The 19,185-nt window shown below is 44.4% G+C and carries 15 protein-coding genes; 10 read left to right on the top strand and 5 right to left on the bottom strand.

Features of this window, described 5'->3' with window-relative positions:
* Positions 1-361 precede the first annotated feature (361 nt).
* Positions 362-955 carry an acetate uptake transporter gene (locus tag CWO13_RS18855; RefSeq protein WP_017056721.1) on the top strand — a complete coding sequence of 198 codons (594 nt, stop codon included), beginning with the start codon at positions 362-364 and terminating at the stop codon, positions 953-955.
* Positions 956-1,116: 161 nt separating this feature from the next.
* On the opposite strand, the gene CWO13_RS18860 is transcribed toward CWO13_RS18855, so the two are convergent.
* The 4 genes from CWO13_RS18860 to CWO13_RS18875 form a co-directional block, all read right to left on the bottom strand.
* A complete protein-coding gene (locus CWO13_RS18860) occupies positions 1,117-2,664 on the bottom strand; it encodes an alanine/glycine:cation symporter family protein (RefSeq protein WP_048658817.1) in 1,548 nt (515 codons plus the stop codon).
* 455 nt (positions 2,665-3,119) lie between these two features.
* Complete coding sequence (locus CWO13_RS18865) at positions 3,120-4,490, bottom strand: MBL fold metallo-hydrolase (RefSeq protein ID WP_102530420.1); 1,371 nt, start codon at positions 4,488-4,490, stop codon at positions 3,120-3,122.
* 147 nt (positions 4,491-4,637) lie between these two features.
* A complete protein-coding gene (locus CWO13_RS18870; RefSeq protein ID WP_048663718.1) occupies positions 4,638-5,405 on the bottom strand; it encodes a 1-acylglycerol-3-phosphate O-acyltransferase in 768 nt (255 codons plus the stop codon).
* Between the two features lie 196 nt (positions 5,406-5,601).
* A complete protein-coding gene (locus CWO13_RS18875; protein ID WP_048658812.1) occupies positions 5,602-6,540 on the bottom strand; it encodes a hypothetical protein in 939 nt (312 codons plus the stop codon).
* Positions 6,541-6,810: 270 nt separating this feature from the next.
* On the opposite strand from CWO13_RS18875, the gene CWO13_RS18880 reads away from it, so the two are divergent.
* The 4 genes from CWO13_RS18880 to CWO13_RS18895 all read left to right on the top strand — a co-directional run bounded on the left by CWO13_RS18880 (position 6,811) and on the right by CWO13_RS18895 (position 12,378).
* Positions 6,811-8,523 (top strand): class I SAM-dependent methyltransferase, encoded by a 1,713-nt coding sequence (locus CWO13_RS18880; protein WP_108083379.1) that lies wholly within the window; start codon positions 6,811-6,813, stop codon positions 8,521-8,523.
* A 49-nt stretch (positions 8,524-8,572) separates the two neighbouring features.
* The gene (locus CWO13_RS18885) at positions 8,573-9,301 is read left to right on the top strand and encodes a DUF429 domain-containing protein (protein ID WP_108083380.1); all 729 of its coding nucleotides are present in this window, start codon (positions 8,573-8,575) and stop codon (positions 9,299-9,301) included.
* Between the two features lie 81 nt (positions 9,302-9,382).
* Positions 9,383-10,192 (top strand): M15 family metallopeptidase, encoded by an 810-nt coding sequence (locus CWO13_RS18890; protein WP_055318878.1) that lies wholly within the window; start codon positions 9,383-9,385, stop codon positions 10,190-10,192.
* Positions 10,193-10,497: 305 nt separating this feature from the next.
* Positions 10,498-12,378, top strand: coding sequence for an ATP-dependent zinc protease family protein (locus CWO13_RS18895; RefSeq protein WP_108083381.1), 1,881 nt, complete (start codon positions 10,498-10,500; stop codon positions 12,376-12,378).
* A gap of 340 nt (positions 12,379-12,718) precedes the next feature.
* Here the strand turns inward: CWO13_RS18895 and CWO13_RS18900 are convergent, their stop codons facing one another.
* Positions 12,719-13,753 carry a hypothetical protein gene (locus CWO13_RS18900; protein ID WP_108083382.1) on the bottom strand — a complete coding sequence of 345 codons (1,035 nt, stop codon included), beginning with the start codon at positions 13,751-13,753 and terminating at the stop codon, positions 12,719-12,721.
* Between the two features lie 87 nt (positions 13,754-13,840).
* On the opposite strand from CWO13_RS18900, the gene CWO13_RS18905 reads away from it, so the two are divergent.
* From CWO13_RS18905 to mobF, 5 genes are all read left to right on the top strand, one after another.
* Positions 13,841-14,047, top strand: coding sequence for a helix-turn-helix transcriptional regulator (locus CWO13_RS18905; RefSeq protein ID WP_108083383.1), 207 nt, complete (start codon positions 13,841-13,843; stop codon positions 14,045-14,047).
* Positions 14,001-14,378: a hypothetical protein gene (locus CWO13_RS18910; protein WP_181359929.1), complete on the top strand. Its 378-nt coding sequence runs from the start codon at positions 14,001-14,003 to the stop codon at positions 14,376-14,378. The genes CWO13_RS18905 and CWO13_RS18910 overlap by 47 nt, the downstream gene beginning before the upstream one ends.
* Before the next feature lie 130 nt (positions 14,379-14,508).
* Positions 14,509-14,778 carry a hypothetical protein gene (locus CWO13_RS18915; RefSeq protein ID WP_146164385.1) on the top strand — a complete coding sequence of 90 codons (270 nt, stop codon included), beginning with the start codon at positions 14,509-14,511 and terminating at the stop codon, positions 14,776-14,778.
* A complete protein-coding gene (locus tag CWO13_RS18920) occupies positions 14,778-16,547 on the top strand; it encodes a type IV secretion system DNA-binding domain-containing protein (protein WP_108083386.1) in 1,770 nt (589 codons plus the stop codon). Before CWO13_RS18915 ends, CWO13_RS18920 begins: the two co-directional genes overlap by 1 nt.
* Positions 16,525-19,092 (top strand): MobF family relaxase, encoded by a 2,568-nt coding sequence (gene mobF, locus CWO13_RS18925; protein WP_108083387.1) that lies wholly within the window; start codon positions 16,525-16,527, stop codon positions 19,090-19,092. The genes CWO13_RS18920 and mobF overlap by 23 nt, the downstream gene beginning before the upstream one ends.
* Positions 19,093-19,185 lie beyond the last annotated feature (93 nt).

Below are 19,185 nucleotides of genomic sequence, written 5' to 3' on the forward strand. Positions count from 1 at the left end.
AATCTGAAGACTCTTTTCGCATCCCGCATCCCGCATCTCGTTACCCGCAACTTTTTCATATGCATATTACTAACTTCAATCTCAACACGCTCTTCGTATCCCGCTTACTCGAATCTAAAGACTCTTTTCGAATCTCGCATCTCGTTACTCGTATCTTTTTTATAGCGCGACAGGGAATTCGTTCACTTATAGGTTCTATGAATTAATTAGCGCTGTTATGAAACTAATTTTCCATAAGATCATTTACACAATCTTAGTTTTCGATAACTGGATTACCTAGTTGAGCGGTTTATAGATTAAAATTTTCTTACAAATTTTATCGATTTTTTTTAATCAACCACTTTAATAAGGTAAATTCGCAATGTCGACCAAACTAGCTAACCCAGCGCCACTAGGCTTAATGGGTTTCGGTATGACCACTATTCTTCTTAATATCCACAACGCAGGTTTCTTTCCAATCGATTCAATGATTCTTGCTATGGGTATTTTTTACGGTGGTTTGAGCCAAGTTATCGTGGGCACAATGTGTTTCAAACGTGGTGACACGTTCGGTACAACTGCGTTTACTTCTTACGGCCTATTCTGGTTGTCTTTGGTTGGTTTAATCGTAATGCCTTACATGGGCCTACCAGCAAGCCCTGCTGCATTCATGGGTTGGTACCTACTTCTATGGGGTATCTTCACTGGCTTCATGTTCATCGGTTCTCTATGCTACCCAGTAGCGAAGCAAGTAGTATTCGGTTCACTAACTATCTTGTTCTTCCTACTTGCAGCTCGTGATTTCACTGGTAGCGAACTGATCGGCACTATCGCTGGTTTTGAAGGTATCTTCTGTGGCGCTTCAGCTATCTACTTTGCAATGGCACAAGTAATCAACAACGAATACGGCCGCACAGTTCTGCCTATCGGTGAGAAGAAAGCACCTCAACTGGCAACACAAGAAATCGCTGCTTAATACTCTAACTCGGGAACAGTTAGTTTGTTATAAGCCGTTTATTGGTTATGAATAAAACAAAAGGGGTTAGCCGAAATGGCTAACCCCTTTTTTATGCGTTATTAATAGCGCGAGTTAAAGCGAGCTATTTGCTAAAGCAATCCATTTGTTAAGGCACAAGCTTAAGCTGAAGGTTGCTCTACAGGTTTAGTGTCTGCAGCTTCTGTTTCAGGAGACTTGCCTGTTTTACGTTTGTACTTCTCTTCCCAGTAAGTAGCACCTTTAATGCCTAGTTTTACAGGGTTGAACGTGTACTCAGTTACGCCTTGTTTCTGCTGTTCTTCGTAGTCAGCTAGAGCTTTAAGCGCAGGCTTAGACATGAAGAAGATGATCAGAATACCCACGATGTTTAACCATGCCATCAAGCCAACACCAACATCACCCATTGCCCATGCAAGGTTAGCTGTTTTAACTGTGCCATAGAAAACTGCAGTGATAAGAACAAGCTTAAGTACGAACATCATGCCAGGGATCTTGATGGTACGACGTAGGTAAGCAATATTCGTTTCTGCGATGTAGTAGTAAGCAAGAATCGTTGTAAATGCGAAGAAGAACAGAGCAAATGCGATGAATGGCTTACCAATGCCTGGTAGTGCACTTTCAATAGCAAGCTGTGTAAATACAGGACCATTCGCACCAACGTTTGCTGCTAAGTTCTGAACAAGGAACACACCTTCTGCGCCGCCGTGAACGTTGTAAGCACCAGTGATGATGATCATGAACGCTGTAGCAGAACATACTAGAAGAGTATCGATGTAGATAGAAAACGCTTGTACCAAACCTTGCTGAGCTGGGTGATCAACACTTGCAGCTGCTGCCGCGTGAGGACCTGTACCTTGACCCGCTTCGTTTGAGTAAACACCACGCTTAACACCCCAACCAATTGCAGCACCGAAGCCAGCCATAGGTGTGAATGCATCACCAACAATCATTGCGAAAACAGTTGGCACTTGGCTGATGTTTAGCAGAATGATAACGAACGCGATGATGATGTACGCCAATGCCATGAAAGGAACAACGATTTGTGTGAAGTTCGCAATACGTTTAACACCACCAAAGATGATGAAAGCAAGGATGATAGCAACAACAGTACCGGTGAAAATTTTAGCGAAACTGAATGTACCGACAGCTGTTTCAATCATATCACCTGAGCCAAATGCAGCTTCTACAGCATTACCAATACTGTTTGACTGAACACCTGGAAGCAAAATGCCACATGCAAAAATAGTCGCGATAGCGAAGATCCATGCGTACCACTTCTGACCCATTGCTTTTTCAATGTAGTAAGCCGGACCACCACGGAACTGGCCTTCGTCTTCTTCTTTGTAGATTTGCGCTAGCGTAGATTCTGCGTAAGCAGTTGCGGCGCCAAAGAAGGCTACAACCCACATCCAGAATACTGCACCTGGGCCACCGAAACCGATAGCGGCAGCAACACCAGCAATGTTACCGGTACCGACACGGCCAGATAGCGAAACGGCTAGAGCTTGGAAAGACGAGATGCCTTTTGATGAGCTTTTACCTGATAGTAGCAAGCGCCACATTTCAAAGAAGTGACGGATTTGAACAAATCGAGTCATGATGGAGTAGAACAAACCTGCACCTAAACATAGGTAGATAAGTACTGGGCTCCAGATTATTCCATTCAAAAAATCAACGAATGACTGCATGAGTATTTTCCCTGTTAGTTTTGCTTATGATTGTTTTTCGAACAACACAATACTTCACTTGTAACCCAAGTGTTAAATTATTTAACTGCGCATTAGGATTACTGTGACATAAAGCAAGTTATAGAGGGGGTTTGTTAATGCTTAGTGCTAATTCGATAATCGTTTCATTTAACTTGATATGCAACTAGTTTTGTCTTCTGGTGTTTTGCAAAGTGAATAAATAGTGATTAATACAAAAAGGGGTATTTGAGATGCGAATAAAATACGAAATTAAAAAAAAGCAGCGTGTAAAGCCGCTAGCATAAACGGCTGATATAGGGGGGGTGGGATAAGTAGATTGGAATCTATCACCTGCATCGTATGATCTAGCAGATGCAAGAAACTGTGTTTTTTGAAGATTCGATAATTGCGGCTTTAAGAATTACTTAGTGAAAGTTGTTAGTTTGATGACTGTTTCAAACAACTACGAACCCTCGCTCTTGTAATTCTTGAGCGAACTCCGACTGAGTATTTGGCTCGCCGTGAATCAAATGCACCTCTTTCGGTGGAGTCGCGATACCCTCTATAAATCGGTAGAGATCCTCTTTATCAGCATGAGCAGAATAGCCAGACATGCCATGAATTTGAGCATTAACCTCAACGTCTTTGTTATCAATAGAAACCTGCATTTCGCCTTGTTGCAGCTCTCGTCCGAGCGTTCCGTGCGCTTGATAGCCAGCTAAAATTACATCAGTTCGTTTATCGGGAAGCAAGGCGGATAAGTAGTTCATGATCCTGCCGCCCTGACACATTCCAGAAGCTGCGACCACAATCGCGGGTTCACCTGTCGACTTAAGGCGATTAACGATTTTCTTGTGCATTCTATGCCCATCAACAGTAATGCACTGCTCAAAAGCGAGTGGGTGACGTTTCAGTTCTAGCCGTTGCTTTGCTTCTTGTCCCCAGAGTTCTTTAAAGCGTCGATAGGAACGTGTCACTTTCTCTGCCATAGGAGAATCGAGGATGATAGGAATATCGGCGCTGAGCTGATGCTCAAAGATCAGGTGTTCGATATCAAATAGCAACTCTTGTGTTCGACCGATACTGAAGGCCGGAATTAGGATGACACCCCCATCAAGTAGCGAACGATCTATGATGCTTTTGAGGCGCTCTGCTCGTGTCGCAATATCATCATGTGTACTGGTGCCATAAGTGGATTCGATAAACAGATAGTCGGCTTGTTGTGGTGGCTTAGGATCGGGCAGTAGTGGTGTGTTACTTGGGCCCAAATCGCCAGAGAAGACTACCACCTCTTGGTTGGGTAATTTAATCTCGATATAGGCAGAACCTAAGATGTGCCCAGCGGGTTGAAAGCGGGCATGCAAAGTATTTGGCCTATGATGATCCTTTCCGTTTTTTTGCTGTTTAGACGTGATTGGAAACCATTCCCCGTAAGGCTTGGGAGCAATTAACGAATGAATCTTTTTGAGTATCAGCTTCGACTGTTTATTACTGAGTCCTTGCAGCTTTAAGCCATCCTCAATCATTAAAGGGGCGAGTTCAGCGGTGGCTTGCGTGCAATAAATCGGTTGGTTAAACCCACTGGCGAGTAACCAAGGTAATCGGCCAATATGATCAATGTGAGTATGAGTCAGCAGCAGAGCGTTGAGGTGGGATGTTTCAAATTCAATATCGAGAGGGTGGGTGTCCGCACCTTGAAGCTTTTTACCTTGAAGATCTAAACCTTGAAACAGGCCACAATCGATGAGTACCGCTTGGCCTGAATCTCTTAATTCGTGACAAGATCCTGTGACAGTATGTTTGCCGCCATGGTGAATCACTTCCATCGTTTACTCCCATTGCTCTATAAAGCCGTTAACGCCTGTTTTTATTTTGCGGGTAAGCGCCAGTAAGTAAAACAAGAACAATGAGAGTTGCGATCGTTGAGTATCTTTTTAAGTAATTGAGCGATAACTCAGTGGGTTCGTTGTGAGTTAGTTCGTAGAAGAGCGGTCTGAATCCAACTCTGGGTTTTGCTGCGCCTCTAAACGAGCCACTTCGGCATCAAGCTCTGCTATTTTCTCTGCCATGAGTGCGTGACAGCGATTGGCCAACTCCCTTGCATCGCTGAGCTTGTATCCGGATACATCGATAGGTTCCAGCATCTCGGTAATCGCAATACCGTTGTTTAATCGATTTAAGTCGATCTTATTGTGTGTGGTGCTGGTACACATCGGGGTGATAGGCACACCAGCTTCAATCGCCATTCGGAAAGCGCCTGTTTTGAATGGCAGTAATCCACGTCCTTTACTACGGGTTCCTTCAGGGTAAACCCAAACAGATAGATCTCTCTGATGAATCGCTTCCGCCACTTGTTTGATGGTATCGCGTGCTTTGGACTTGTCTTCACGGTTAATCATGATGTTACCGGTGATCCAATACAGCAGACCAAAGAAAGGCACGTACAACAAATCGCGTTTGCCCAATGAAACAGTGCGTGGTCTTAGCATTCCTGGGTCGGTCACAAAGTCCAATATGCTTTGGTGGTTAGAGATGTAGACGCTGTTTTCTGGTGTCGGGGCATTGTCGAGGCCGCGCTGCACCAGTTTTACACCGATGATCTTTTGGAGTTGGTTGAACCAACGACAGAAAACGTACACATGCTTGGGGTTCTTGGGGCTAAACAAGCAGTAAACAAAAGCACATAGAGTGGTGAGAATAATAAACACCGTAGCCAAAATAATACGAAGAACAGCAAGCACAATTCACTCCTTACTCACCACAGATGGCAGTGATTAAATAGTTTTAGATGCTTGAAGTTTTCACTCTATTTAACCGAATTGCAACAATTAACTGTGTTAGGGGGCTATTTTTAGATCTTTATATAAAACAAGGACTAACAATGGGCATTTGACACACTTATCGAGCTTACACGTGTTCACCAGTAATGGCTCATGATCACCAATACTGTTTATTTGGATCCGATTTTTCTACCCATTCAGGATCTTGACGCGATTCCAAGTAGAGTTGTAGGCCGTTATAAGACATGAAAGCTGCAGGGCCGCCGAGGTGTTCGAAATAGTCGAAATACTCATCTTCGAGCGCACATAGGTGGGCCAAATCTTCAACCTTGTTAGCTAACGCCCATTGAATGGCAAATACAGGCGCAACTGAGCCTGAAATATTCACCTCTTCGACGTTTGGGTTAAACATTGAATTAGCTTGCTCAAGCAGTATCTCTTCTTGTTCAGACTCTTGTTGTAGCACCTCTTCGACGATCTCCGAGCGCTTGGTATTAGAGACACTTTTGTTCAGCTTAGCGATTCGCAGTGCGTAGCTAAATCGGTCTGATGAAACGATGTCGACAAGCTGCGACAACAGCTCTTTGTCTACGCCTGCAGCCTTGGTGAAATAGTCTATACACGAATTGATTGAGGCATAACGAGTACCGTCAAACTCAAAGCCACTGGTTTCGTCGTATACCTCAAGTGGGATGTCATCAACCGACAAAGGCCAGCCTTTATAATCGACGCGTTGCTTGGCGATTTGATACATTTTCCACGCGCTGCGCCCAAACCCGCCAAGTGTCGAGCCCGAGAAATCAGAATCAATAAGTTCTTGCTCTGTCCAGTTCTCACCGATGCCAAGGTGCTTAGCGTACTTGTCTATCAGAGTGTGTTTTATCTGATCGCGCACAGACCAAATTGAGGTCAGATTCTTTGAATAGTTAATTCTCGCACACTCATTACAAGCCGGCAGTGCTATCGGTGAATGGCCAATCTTGGCAACAGCCTGCGCTGTCTTAGGAAATTCAACAAGGTTACTGGAAGGTTCACCACAAAACCAACAGGTGTGGCGCAGGTTGAATGGGGTATCTATGTGTGAGTATGTGTTCATTAGTCTTTATCGGCTAGGTGCTTTAGGTGAGTTAATCATCTTCAAACAATTATCTCTGTTCGCACGTCAGCTTGCACCTTGTTTGTTTTTGTTTTGCTGACGAAACTGATTCATGATGTGACTCGCCTGATGAGCTCATTAGGTAGATATTGATATAAAACAGTCACTAACGATAAATGTTGATTGGTGTGGCTGAACTTACATGAGCTGCTAGCAATCGCCCAAGCTCCCCATTACTATTGAGATAGACTCCTTACTCCAATAACGCATATGTCCTCATCGATTCCATTTTACGATAAAAATGCTCACACACTTTGCCAGCAGTACAACTCAGTGACGTTCGAGACGGTACATAAAAGCTGGCAAGCTTATTGGCCTTTAGAGGGCGATAAAGTACTAGATATCGGTGCAGGGAGCGGTCGTGATGCGCTATGGATGCACAAAGCCGGAGCTGATGTTATTGCGATAGAACCAAGTGCTTCATTACGCGAACAAGGCTCGAAATATACAGGCCCAAGTGTTACCTGGATTGATGATTCACTCCCCTCGCTTAGCCGCACTGAAAACCTCGGAATGCGTTTTGACTTGATATTGGTGAGTGCGGTTTGGATGCATCTCGCTCCGTCTCATCGAGAGCGTGCATTTAGAAAGTTGTCTAACTTGCTAGCTCCAAATGGCAAGCTGGTGATCACTCTGCGTCATGGGGAGTTTCAAGACAGTCGACAAGGCTATGAAGTCTCAGTTGAAGAGCTCGAGCGTTTATCAAAAAACAGCGCCTTGTTGGTTCGTCATGTTGATGATAGCCAAGATAGGTTGAACCGCAATGAAGTGTGGTGGCAAACCGTGGTGATGACATTGCCAGACGATGGCTCCGGTGACTTGAACAAGGTGCGCCACATTATTGTGAATGACAACAAGTCGGCCACATACAAGTTGGCTTTGTTGAGAACATTACTGCGAATTGCGGATGCTCATTCAGGCGCTGTGATTGATCGAACTGATGGGAAAATTTCTCTACCATTGGGCTTGGTCGCTCTGTATTGGGTTAGGCAGTTTAAGCGCTTGATTGATATCGATATAGAAGGCGCTGGGATTCAGCAAAATAGCAACACGAGTAAAGGCCTCGGATTTGTAAAAACGGATGGTTGGAACAAACTAAAGCATCTTAGTGCCGATGATCTAGCTATTGGTACTATGTTTTTAGGCGAGGAAGCCAAAGCATTGCAGAAGCTGTTTTCACAAACGATCAGTACTATTAAATCGGGCCCAGTGACCTTTATTTATCATGGCTCTAAAGAGAATAAGCTGTTTGAGACACTCCCACCTCAGCAGCGACGTAAGAGCCGAGAATCGCTGGTCATTGATAGTGAGTTCCTAGAAAGCTTTGGCTATTTCACTCTCGATGAAAGCCTGTGGGAGTGCTTTAGAATTTACCATTCTTGGATTGAACCGCTGGTGGTGAATCAATGGGTGATGGAGATGCAGCGTTTTGAGTTAAATCGACAGCGCAACATATCACTACAGACCTATCACGACTGTTTAGTCTGGATTGACCGAAACCATGATACTCGAGATGTACGCAAAAGAGTTGAACAGCTTAGAGCTGATCAGGCAGACATTGTCAGTGTTTGGAGTGGAAAATCATTAAAAAACGAGTATCACGTTGATCACTGTCTGCCTTTTGCTTATTGGCCGAATAACGACAAGTGGAACCTCTTTCCCACCACAAGCAAAGAGAATCTAAGCAAAAGTGACAAAGTTCCTACTGCTGAAAAACTTCGTGCGTCTAAGTCTCGTATTCTCGAATGGTGGCAATTGGCGTGGAACGATTCCGCTCATTTTGAACAACAGTTCTTTTCGGAAGCGGCTCTTTCTTTACCCAATATTCCACCACAGTGTCGAGATTTCGAAGAGGTGTTTGACGCTATGGGTTTGCAGGTACGCGGTGTGAAAAGCCGACTATTAATCAATGAGTGGCACTGATCGCAATTTACCCTCTAATTTAATCCTTTGAGTAACGGTAGAGTAAACAATGAAATACATCGGAATTGATGGCTGCAAGGCGGGTTGGATCGCTTGGATTGTCTCTGGCAATGAAACACCTGAGTTCAAGGTGGTGATGACCCTCGAAGAGCTGGTTGATGATTTTACGGGATCAACAACATTAATCGATATGCCGATTGGCTTTAGCGATTCACTGACTCCAGATAGATTATGCGATAAAGCAGCAAGACGTTTCCTCACCAGCAAACGTGGCTCTTCCGTGTTTCCTGTTCCGTGTCGAGAGGCGGTTTACCAAACCGATTACATTGCGGCGTGCAGTGCTAATGTTGAGCAGCTTGATAAGAAGTTTTCTAAACAGACTTGGGGAATTGTGCCCAAGATTCGCGAGCTTGATGAACTCATTGAATCTCACCCAAGCCTTTCGATAAGGGAATCACATCCTGAGGTGGTGTTTGCAGCATTGAAAGGTGAACCGCTGACGTTTTCCAAACGAACGCAAGAAGGCAAAGAGGAACGGCTTTCTATTATTCAGCAACTCGCCCCTCAATGGTGTGACGGCTTGTCTTTGGCCATTTTAAATACCAAGCGTAAAGACGTCGCGATAGACGATATTTATGACGCATTCATTTTGATGTTGATTGCTTATCACGCTCCAACATTGTCGTGCTTGCCTGAGCTTTCTGAAATCGGCGGAAAGGCTGATAAGGATCAGAACGGAAGAGTTCGAGAGATTGTCTATTGGGACAAAACGCGCTAACAAAGCGTGCGCTCCACTTGGCTTAATATGTTACTTTCCAACTTCTGCTACTTTTCACACTTACTATTTTGAGTCTTTGATATGAAACGTTTTATTGTCGGCTGGCTGGCCACTGTTCTCAGTGTTGCGAGTTACGGCCAAGTTGCCCCTATATCTCAATGGCAATGCGACATGATGAAAAAGAACAATGTCTTGAGTAGTGGTGCGCCTGTCGGTTGTGAGCGACTATCCAAAGTGGATTTCGATTTCATTAATTTCAAAGGGGAAACGCAACAGGGCAATATGATCGTGCTTGATGTGGTTGCACCTGCTGTTGAACAAATTTTTTCGGAGCTCAAACAGCGCAATTTTCCTCTTCATTCCGCTCGCCTAATGCGTGAATTCAGAGGTGACGATAACGCCTCAATGGACGCGAACAACAGCAGTGCGTTTAATGCTCGTCCTATTATAGGTGGAGGTGGTTGGTCGAAGCATGCTTATGGTGTGGCGATAGACATCAACCCAGTTCAAAATCCTTTCTTAGCGTTCGATAGCAACGGAAAGATCACGGTAAAGCCTTCACAATCTGCGACAAGTTATGTGAACCGTACTCGCTTTCGTGCGCGTGATGAAATAGAACGCCGCGGCATGGCTGAAGATGTGGTTGAGCTTTTTGCCCATCACGGATTTATGATCTGGGGAGGGGATTGGAATAGCCCAATCGATACTCAGCATTTTGAGGTCGGCTCAAGAAAGTTTGTTAACCAACTGCTCTCTAAACCACAACCTGAAGCTAAGGTGTTATTTGAGCGCTACGTCGAATCTTATAGACAGTGCTATCTCAAAAATAAAGGTGAGGACGCAGAAAAAGCTCGAGCTATCTGCGCAAAGAAAACAGTCGGGACTTTTTAGTGCTATGTTTATCTAGAACCGTTTGTGTTTTAGCAAGTTAAACTCGCTTCAGGTGTGTTTTGAATAGCTAAGGTCAGCGCTTGTCGTTGGCCTTTTTTGTATTCATTTCTCCAATAGAACACCGAGCATTGAAAAGGTTATTGGGTATCCATTAGTCAATAATCGATAAGCGAATGCAGCGCAAAGTCATCGGTTTGTCATTGAAAAACTCATAGCGTTAACGTTTTGTGAGAACCATTACTGGTGGGGGAACTCTTCGCTGAAACGCCAGTATTATTAGTGAACTGATCACAACGGACCAACTAATGAAAAAGATACCTTTGGCTCTAACTCTTTTAAGCACTCTACTTTTTTCACAATACACTTTGGCTACTGATACTTCACATACCACTCAAAATCCTACTTACGAACTCGATGGTAAGTCGGTATTAGGCCGTACTGAGAACGTGTACCTATCTAGCGTTCAAGGGCTAAAAGACGTTCCTTTCATTGGTAAAATTGATACCGGTGCAGAAACCACTTCTATGCATGCTGAAGACATTCATGTGAAGAGCTCTAATCCCGATTACCAAAACCTCAAAGACAAAGAGTTGATGGCGGCGTTAACCGAAGACCTGTTGAACAATTCTGATGTTGATTACGATGATTGGGATGGCAGCACCTTTGCGAAATATGAAGCTGTGGTGTCTTTTAAGGTCCAAATCCCACGCACGGGAGACATGGTATTAATCGAAGCGCCTTTAGAGCGTGTCAGCATGATACGCAGCCGCACTAGCAGCACGCCTTTACTTCGTCCTACCGTAAAAATGTCGCTGACCATTGCAGACCAAGAGCTAAAAACAGACGTTAACCTGACCGACAGAAGTCACTTCTCTGCGCCAGTATTGATCGGCAAAACCTTCCTTGCAGATAACGCTTTAGTGTTTGCGGGCTACGACTACTTACAAGAGCAAGAGAACGCAACGGTGGTTGGCCGTAAAGAGGTGGTTTCTATCTCGGGAATGGCGATGAATGCGACCTTCTCTTTAAAGAACCGCTACAGCATTTTGCATGCAAAAGACATCGATGTAGATAAGAAGAACAGTGAAGTGACGTTTGATATGTTCGACAACGATGGCAAGCAGAAAGAGATGACACTGCCATTAGTTCGTATGTTAAGCGTAAGTGGTAAGAAAAGGCCTTTGGTGTATGTGCCGGTTCAACTCGATGAAAACACAACCAAAGACGTTCTGGTGTACCTACGTGAGCGCTCGAGTAGTGAGTCGCAGTTGAGATTTGGTACCAGCACTGCCAGTGAACTTTTCATGATTGACACCAATGCAGAAAATATTCTTTCTGAAGGTTCAGAGAGCTTTAGTGATGTTGCTAAAAAGAGTGAACCTTTGGTTATTTCTCCAGAAGAGGACATCACCCTTGATGACTTCCCACTCAAGGCCGTTGCCTCTTTCATTGTCAACACGCCTCTGTTGAAGGTCGACAGTTTTGAAATGACAGGCAAAGGCAAAGATGCTTCCGTTGAATTTTATCTTACGGATGTAAATGGTGAGAAGCAGAAGGTGACCAAGCCAATTATTAAGAAGCTTAAAGTCGGTGATGATACTCGTCCGGTTGTCAGTGGTGAGTTTGCGGTGTCTGGAAACGTTCGTACGCAAGAGTTTGCCATCGATGTGCTCAATACGAATGAGAAAGAAGCGTACTTTATTTTAGGCAAGAAGATGGCAAAAGACGGTGTGTATGTGAACACTCGCTCTGACTACCTTTTGAAAGCTGAGCCGCTGTTTAAAGTAGGGCACATCGAAGTCGTTGAAGTGAACGGCATGAAGTTCCCGGCCAAGCTCGACACTGGCGCGGATGTGAGCTCAATGAACGCAGTCAACATCAAACGATTTAAGAAAGATGGTCAAGACATGGTGAGCTTTACTTATCAAAACAACCAAGGCGATAAGCAAGACTTTACCAAGCCCGTGATTGATGTAATGCGTATTAAAGCCAAGAAAGGCGAAAAGGTGAACATTCGCCCTGTCGTAGAAATGAAGGTGAAGTTAGGCGACCTAGAGAAAGAGGTGAGAGTGAACCTTCAAGACCGCTCTCGTTTCGAATACAGCATGATCCTAGGTAAGAACTTCCTGAAACACGGCGCGGTAGTGAGTAGCGATGAAGATTACTTGCTAGGTGATATGGAGTAATGCCTAAACTTATCTAAGTTCGTATCAGAACAGTTCTAAACAGCCACACATTTCAGTAATGGGATGTGTGGCTGTTTTATTAGGTGTCTGTTTTTGACGTTGATGGTTTGAGTTCTAAACCTTTGTTATTTAGAAATTTATCTACTACTACTCAACCTTTAGACAAACAAAAAGGGCCAACTCTTTCGAGTTGGCCCTTTCCAAACGTTTGGTGGAGCTGGCGGGAGTTGGTTTGATTAATTAAGTTGATGATTTTATAAATTAAAATATCTTTGTTTTTCTATCTTGGTGTTAATTGTGGTGTTAAATTTTAGTGTGTGAATAGTTCTAAGTCATCGAACTACCTATTCCACTTTTCAATTAATGACATGCCTTTTTCATTGCCTGCCTTCGAGCAATTCATTTTTCCTGCTTCGCGAATTAGTATCATCTGGCCCTCACGGGAAAGCACTGTAAGTGTGTCCAAAAAGGCGTTCCGATCAGCTAAAGTATCTTCAGTAAGACTTAAAATTTTGGCTATGGTCAAAGTTGGCTCATTTAAATAAAGAGTAAAAGAACATAAGTGATTTGAATCATCGTCAAATAGCCTGAGGGTGTGTGGGTAGGCCCGACAAATCTCAATCAACGAACAGCAAGCACGTTTTAAGTCGTTTTCAGATATTTTGTTTCCTTCTGACGTGGGACTTCCCTCATATACTTTTAATAACTGCTTAGCAAAGTGTTTTTGCACAGCTTGGTGTTTAGCCCAACCTTCTAAGCGTGTGCTTTGGTCTAAGGAGCACATTTTACCAAAAGTATTTTCGAGTTCTGTGTTTTGAAATGCTTTGTCTAGCTTTCTCTTTAATGCTCTGATTTCTGAATCATACCCTGAGTTTCTAGTATGTTTTCTGCATTTAGATTTATCTTTCGAGGTAGCGGGCATAGAGCAAAATATGCAATATCCAGTTGTGAATAGCTGTGAGATGGGATTCTTGTTTTTATGGTATCTCTCTGGTCTTGTTTTATGAGACTCAACCACATGTTTTAAGTCTCTTAACAGAAACGTTAGATCTTCTAGGGTGTCTTTATCGCTGTCTTTGATATCAAAAGGAAGCTCAGATAAATCATCTAAACTAACTAAAAAAGAAACATAGCTGTCGATGGATGTAATCGCACAATCTATGTCACCTTTGCAGTGTTCTTTTACGTAGTGGCCTAAGTCAACTTCACTACCCTTATGATTGATACTTATCCCAGTTAGGTAAGTCCACAGAGCTTTTCTGCCGAACAACACTTTCCGCTCGTTCACTACCACCTCCGAACTTTTTGCTGCCTCCTTTACTTCGTTGAATGTCTCGCGCAGTTTTCCGTCATATGAGTAGCCCTTATTAGCCATTTTTGTCCCATTTTGGTTATGTGAACTCTTGTAACACTTAATAGCATATCTCTCGCAACGTTAAGAGACAGAGAGAGTATCTGAGATATGAATCGAATAATTAGACCTGCAGAACTGAGACAAATACTGGGTGTCAGCGCCTCTACCCTATGGAGAATGCAAAAATCTGGCGCGTTACCACGGCCATTTAAACTAGGGCTAGGGGCCCGAGCTGTTGGGTGGAAGAGCAGAGTTATAGAGGATTGGATTGAATCGCGAAGCAACAATGAGGAAGAGAATAATGTGGAAGTATAAAAATGAAAAGCTCATTAAGTCTATTCTGCTAGATAGACATGTCGAATCACTAAAACAGATAGCTGAGCACAATTATCACGAGGTTGCTCAGTTGTTGGCACGATCTTTTTGTGCTGTAGAGCACTGTCTTAAAATTCAGCTCAACGAAGCAGATGTAAGCAATTCATTGAGTGAGATTTTTGAGCTGTTTTACGAAGGTAAACAGCGCTCACTCACGAACGAAATCCCTTCCTTTTCAGAGTTGGTCATTGATCTTTATCGAGATGCAGCCATTCCAGAGCTTGGGGGATATCAGACCCCACTCACCATTGGTGAAATCGATAATAAATGAAATCCTTCAAATACCACAGAGCAAGGTGCTCTAACCTGATTTCAAGCCTGCACCGTCGATGTGTGTGGGCTTATTTCAACCCTATGTTTTAAATAGTGATTTCATGGATTTCAAAATGTCTAAAATAAATATGAGTAAGGCAGTTACAGCGCGGTTTCCGCTTCAAGAATACTTAAAGCTACAACAAGAAGCAGAACGACAAGGCTGTACGATAGCCGATGTGATCCGCCAAGCCTGGGTACAGCTCCAAGCACAGCAGCAAATACAACAACAACTGTTGAACCTAGAGCAGCGCCAACGCGAAACTACATTTGAGATGTTATGTGCAGTGGTGGGGCTACAATCCAGTGAACGAGAGCAGGCTCTGCATCAGTTGAGGCAGCTGGGAGTAAATTGGTAATGAATGATCAACACCCCCCAAGTTTTCGGAGTCAGCCTTGGTTCGTTATTGTACTGGCTTCATTTATGGTCTTTTTCCTCAGTTTAGTCATTTTGCTCTATTTCTCATGGCATATAGGCTCTTCATGGGGACATTTCAGTCAGCATTGGCCTCACTGGAAACAGATAGTAGCCGAATACCTCTTTCACAATCATTTTCAACATGGTCATAACTATTGGCAATGGATCGCTGAGCATAACTTTGAGTGGCATTTTGTAGTCCACACAGGACTCGCTCTGGCTGTCTCACTGCTATTGGCCTTTGGTGGTGGGCGTTGTTTCTACTTTCCAGGCGGTCGTGACAGACTACGTCATATTTCAGGCCCACAGCTTTACTGGAAACGTAATGCGATCAAGCATGCCCAAAGACAGCTAAGCAGAGAACGGCGCGATCATCCGCAACTGGGGTTGAAGCTACATCCAGATATTACTATTTCTCGTGTGAGAGAGAGCGGTAACGTCTTTATTGGTGGTGCCCAAGGAACAGGTAAAACCGTAGTGATTACGCCTCTTATCCAACAAGTGATTGAACGCGGAGAGCGTGCCTTTATTTATGATGAGAAGCGCGAGTTTACGGCCCTATTCTATGACTCGAAGAGCTGCCTGTTGGTTGCACCTTGGGACGAGCGCAGCCAGGCCTGGAACATTAGTGCCGATGCGAGTAACGCGCCTCAGGCTCAGTTGATCGCTGAACGCTTGATTCCTGATTCCAGCGATCCGTTGTGGTCTAATGGTTCTCGAATGATTCTAGCGGGAATGATCGAAGTTCTAAACCACACCCAAAAGCAATGGGGTTGGTCAGAGTTAGCCGACATACTGTCACTCGATGAAGTCGATCTACACGAGAAACTAGCTAAACATCACCCTCGTTCTGCAAGATTCATTGCCGAGAACAGTAAGACAACGCAGAGCTTTTTTGCTCAATTACTAGGTTCGTTGGGTTGGATTTATACGCTAGCCGATGCCTGGCCAAGAGCGTACCAAGATGGCTTCTCTATTACAGAGTGGACAGCTCAACCAAGCATGCAAAAGTCAGTGATCATTGTACAGGCCGACAAGCGTTTTAAAGACGTTGGTGCACCGCTAGCAAATGCGCTCATTGCTTTGATGACTTCAAACATTCTTTCACAAACTAATACAACTACGCGTGAGCTTTGGCTGTTCTTGGATGAACTGGCAAACTTACCCCGAAACGATTCTTTATATGAGTGGATGTGCTTGGGGCGTTCGAAGGGGTGCCGTATTGTTGCTGGTACTCAATCAATCTCTCAGCTTAAACAGATTTATTCAGAAAATGGCGCTGACTCATTGCTTAATATGTTCACTATGTTCATCTCCATGCGTGTCGGCTCTGCGGGCGAGACTGCCAGCTATACCGCTAAGGCGTTTGGTGAACGTGAAGTCGAACGGCCAACCAGTAGTGCCGGGCCGCAAGATCATCCCGTTTTAAATTGGCATCGTGAGACGCTGCCGCTCATTACTGTTTCTGACTTGGTACATTTGCCTCAGGCTAGCCGAAGAGGCGTAGAGGGCTTTTTACTGATTCCTGGCTGGTTAGGTGTTTATCGGTTGCTTTGGCCTATAGCGTCTCTTCCTATACAAGCCCTTGAGCATTGCCCAGCCGCTTGGCTAAGTAAGAAACCGCCTTCCAAAGCGACCTTAGAGGTAGCATCAAGTCGGCGCGAACAGCTGCGCAGGAGAAGGCATCATGCTGTCGATGAACGCTATTAATAACCTGGATTACTACAGTGATTTAGCCGTAAAGGATTACTATTTATCAGGGGGGGAACCTGTGGGTGTCTGGTCTGGATTGGGGGCTCGGCTATTAGGTTTGCAAGGCCAAGTAAACACGGATGACTACCGTAAGGTGTTTCTTGGTTATGCCCCCAATGGTAAGCCTCTTTGCGAGTCTCCTGGTGAAAAGCATCGTGCTGGCTGGGATCTAACTTTTTCCTCCCCAAAATCAGTTTCAGTTCTTTGGGCTCGATCACAGCCAAAACTCCGCCAGCAAATTCAGGCTGCTCAGTTAAACGCTGTTCATCATGCACTTAGTTTTTTAGAGCAACATGCTGCGATAACTAGAAGAGGCCATGCAGGGTGGCAGAAAGAGCAAGTTATTGGGCTCGTAGCCTCCTTATTTGAACACTCAACAAGTAGAGCCCAAGACCCACAGCTTCATACTCATTGCCTAGTTGCAAACGTAGCTCCCAGAGGCGACGGTAGCTGGGGGACGCTGGAATCTCGGTACTTGTTCTTATGGCAGAAAGCCGCTGGTGCTGTATATCGAGCAACACTCGCAAGTAAGTTGCGAGAGCTAGGTTTTTCTATTGAACATCCTGATGGAGAGGCACACTTTGAAGTGAAAGGCATACCTAAATCAATTTGTGAATTTTTCTCGAAACGAGCGGAAGCTATAGAAGATGCACTTGATGCACTGAGTGTGAATAGTAGTGCGACTAAAGTGGGGGATAAAATTAAGCTCACAACGAGAAAATATAAGCAGAAGATTGATAGGTCAGATCTTTTTCGTGAGTGGGCAAGTGTTTTGGATGGGTTGGGCTTCAAAGTTGAACATCTGGTAGGTCTGCGAGAGGAATATTCAGAGTTTGTACCATCACCGTTGCCTTTGTTAACTATTACTGAAAAGGTCGTTGAGAAGCAGTCCGTTTTCCGGTTGCAGGATCTTTATGCCACAGTCGCTATGGAGGCCCAGTGGCAACATACAGATCAGCAATCTATTGAAGGGGCTGTTCAGTACCTTGTTAAGCAAAAAGCTGTGGTTTACCTTGGGCGTGATGAGGCGAACAATGAACTGTTTTCTACTCCGGCAATGATTGCCTTAGAACGAAAAATGTTGCAAAGAGCAGGCCGACTCCAGAGTCAAGGCCAGTATCAGCTTTCCGAAAAGGCAATAATTGAAGCAATTGATAGACAGGCAATTGAACAGGGGTTTACGCTTTCAGAAGAGCAGGCTGAGGGGGTGTTCAATGTTTGTCAGTCAGGGATTGATATTCTGCAGGGGGCTGCTGGGGCTGGGAAGTCTTCTGCCATGCAAGCGGTCAGGCTAGCCTATGAGGCTGCTGGTTTTTTTGTGCGTGGTGCCACAGTAGCGAAGCAGGCTGCTCTTCAACTCGAAGCTGAAACAGAGATAAAGTCAGGTACCCTCGCTAAACTGCTTGATGAGTTGGAGCGTAATCGAACATCACTAGCGAACACTGTTTTAGTTGTTGATGAAGCTGGACAACTTGCAACACAAGATTTGCTTTGTCTAATGACAGCAGTGGAGGAATCTGAAGGGAAACTGATATTGGTTGGTGAACAGCAACAGATGGATGCCATTACCCACAGCGGGAGTCTTCGATTCTTATCCCAAATTCAGGGGTGTGCACGGATCGAAACCATTAGGCGCCAGTCCGAGCCATGGGCACGTGAAGCGGTTCGACAGTTGAGGACTGGTGACGCCACGAGTGCCTTAATGGCACATCAAAAACGTGGTTTGATTCACTTTGCCGACAACAGCCAGTCCACTCGCGAACAACTTGTGCAACATTGGCAACAGTTCCGACAGAAAAACTCAGATAAGCACGCCATGATTCTGGCTCAACGCTGGCGTGATGTGAAACAACTGAATGAGTTAGTACGTCAGGTTTATCAAGCAGAGGGTAAAGTGGGGCAGGAGAATATTGAGGTCGACTGCGCGATCAGTAATAAGGTTATGCGGTTTCAGTTTTCTCGTGGTGAGAGAGTCCGTTTTACTCGTAATGACTACCACCGAAACTTCACCAACGGTGAGCAGGGCATTATCGAAAGGATTGAGCAACACGATAAGGATATTCGCTTTACAGTGCGCTGCAATGATGGGCGTAAGGTTATCTTTAATCGGTCAGAGTATTGCAATGAGAAGGGGCGACTGTATTTGGCACAGGCGTATGCCTCTACTGTATACGGTAGTCAAGGCACTACTGTTTATGGTGACGTGTTTGTCTATTATACCTCTGGTATGGATCGTTCTGCTTCGTATGTCGCAGGGTCTAGGCATAAAGGATCATGCCATTGGTATGTGAATAGGGAGGAAATTGATTTGCTGAGCGGTTCTCTAGCTTGCGAGAAAGAGTTTACAGATGATCAGAGAATGTTAACTCTTGCTCGCTGTATGAGTTCTAATAAACAGAAGCTCTTAGCATTGGAGTATCTTGAAAATCATGAAATTTTTGAATATCAGTCACTTATTGAGGTACGCCAAGGGAAATGGACTCAACCTGAGATAATTCGTTGAAAACGAGAAGCTATATAAACTAGTTTTAATCGTTTCCTTCTATCACAGATATTATTAAAACTTTAAAGCCAACGAGTACTGAATTTCTAATAT

It is taken from the genome of Vibrio sp. ZF 223 (genome assembly GCF_003050585.1).
GTDB lineage: Bacteria > Pseudomonadota > Gammaproteobacteria > Enterobacterales > Vibrionaceae > Vibrio > Vibrio crassostreae.

Excerpts from the sequence above, each read along its gene's own strand:
- CWO13_RS18860 (WP_048658817.1), bottom strand. The coding sequence starts at position 2,664 with ATGCAGTCATTCGTTGATTTTTTGAATGGAATAATCTGGAGCCCAGTA.
- CWO13_RS18890 (WP_055318878.1), top strand. The coding sequence starts at position 9,383 with ATGAAACGTTTTATTGTCGGCTGGCTGGCCACTGTTCTCAGTGTTGCG.
- CWO13_RS18855 (WP_017056721.1), top strand. The coding sequence starts at position 362 with ATGTCGACCAAACTAGCTAACCCAGCGCCACTAGGCTTAATGGGTTTC.
- CWO13_RS18865 (WP_102530420.1), bottom strand. The coding sequence starts at position 4,490 with ATGGAAGTGATTCACCATGGCGGCAAACATACTGTCACAGGATCTTGT.
- CWO13_RS18895 (WP_108083381.1), top strand. The coding sequence starts at position 10,498 with ATGAAAAAGATACCTTTGGCTCTAACTCTTTTAAGCACTCTACTTTTT.
- CWO13_RS18880 (WP_108083379.1), top strand. The coding sequence starts at position 6,811 with ATGTCCTCATCGATTCCATTTTACGATAAAAATGCTCACACACTTTGC.
- CWO13_RS18875 (WP_048658812.1), bottom strand. The coding sequence starts at position 6,540 with ATGAACACATACTCACACATAGATACCCCATTCAACCTGCGCCACACC.
- CWO13_RS18920 (WP_108083386.1), top strand. The coding sequence starts at position 14,778 with ATGAATGATCAACACCCCCCAAGTTTTCGGAGTCAGCCTTGGTTCGTT.
- CWO13_RS18915 (WP_146164385.1), top strand. The coding sequence starts at position 14,509 with ATGAGTAAGGCAGTTACAGCGCGGTTTCCGCTTCAAGAATACTTAAAG.
- CWO13_RS18905 (WP_108083383.1), top strand. The coding sequence starts at position 13,841 with ATGAATCGAATAATTAGACCTGCAGAACTGAGACAAATACTGGGTGTC.
- CWO13_RS18900 (WP_108083382.1), bottom strand. The coding sequence starts at position 13,753 with ATGGCTAATAAGGGCTACTCATATGACGGAAAACTGCGCGAGACATTC.
- mobF (WP_108083387.1), top strand. The coding sequence starts at position 16,525 with ATGCTGTCGATGAACGCTATTAATAACCTGGATTACTACAGTGATTTA.
- CWO13_RS18885 (WP_108083380.1), top strand. The coding sequence starts at position 8,573 with ATGAAATACATCGGAATTGATGGCTGCAAGGCGGGTTGGATCGCTTGG.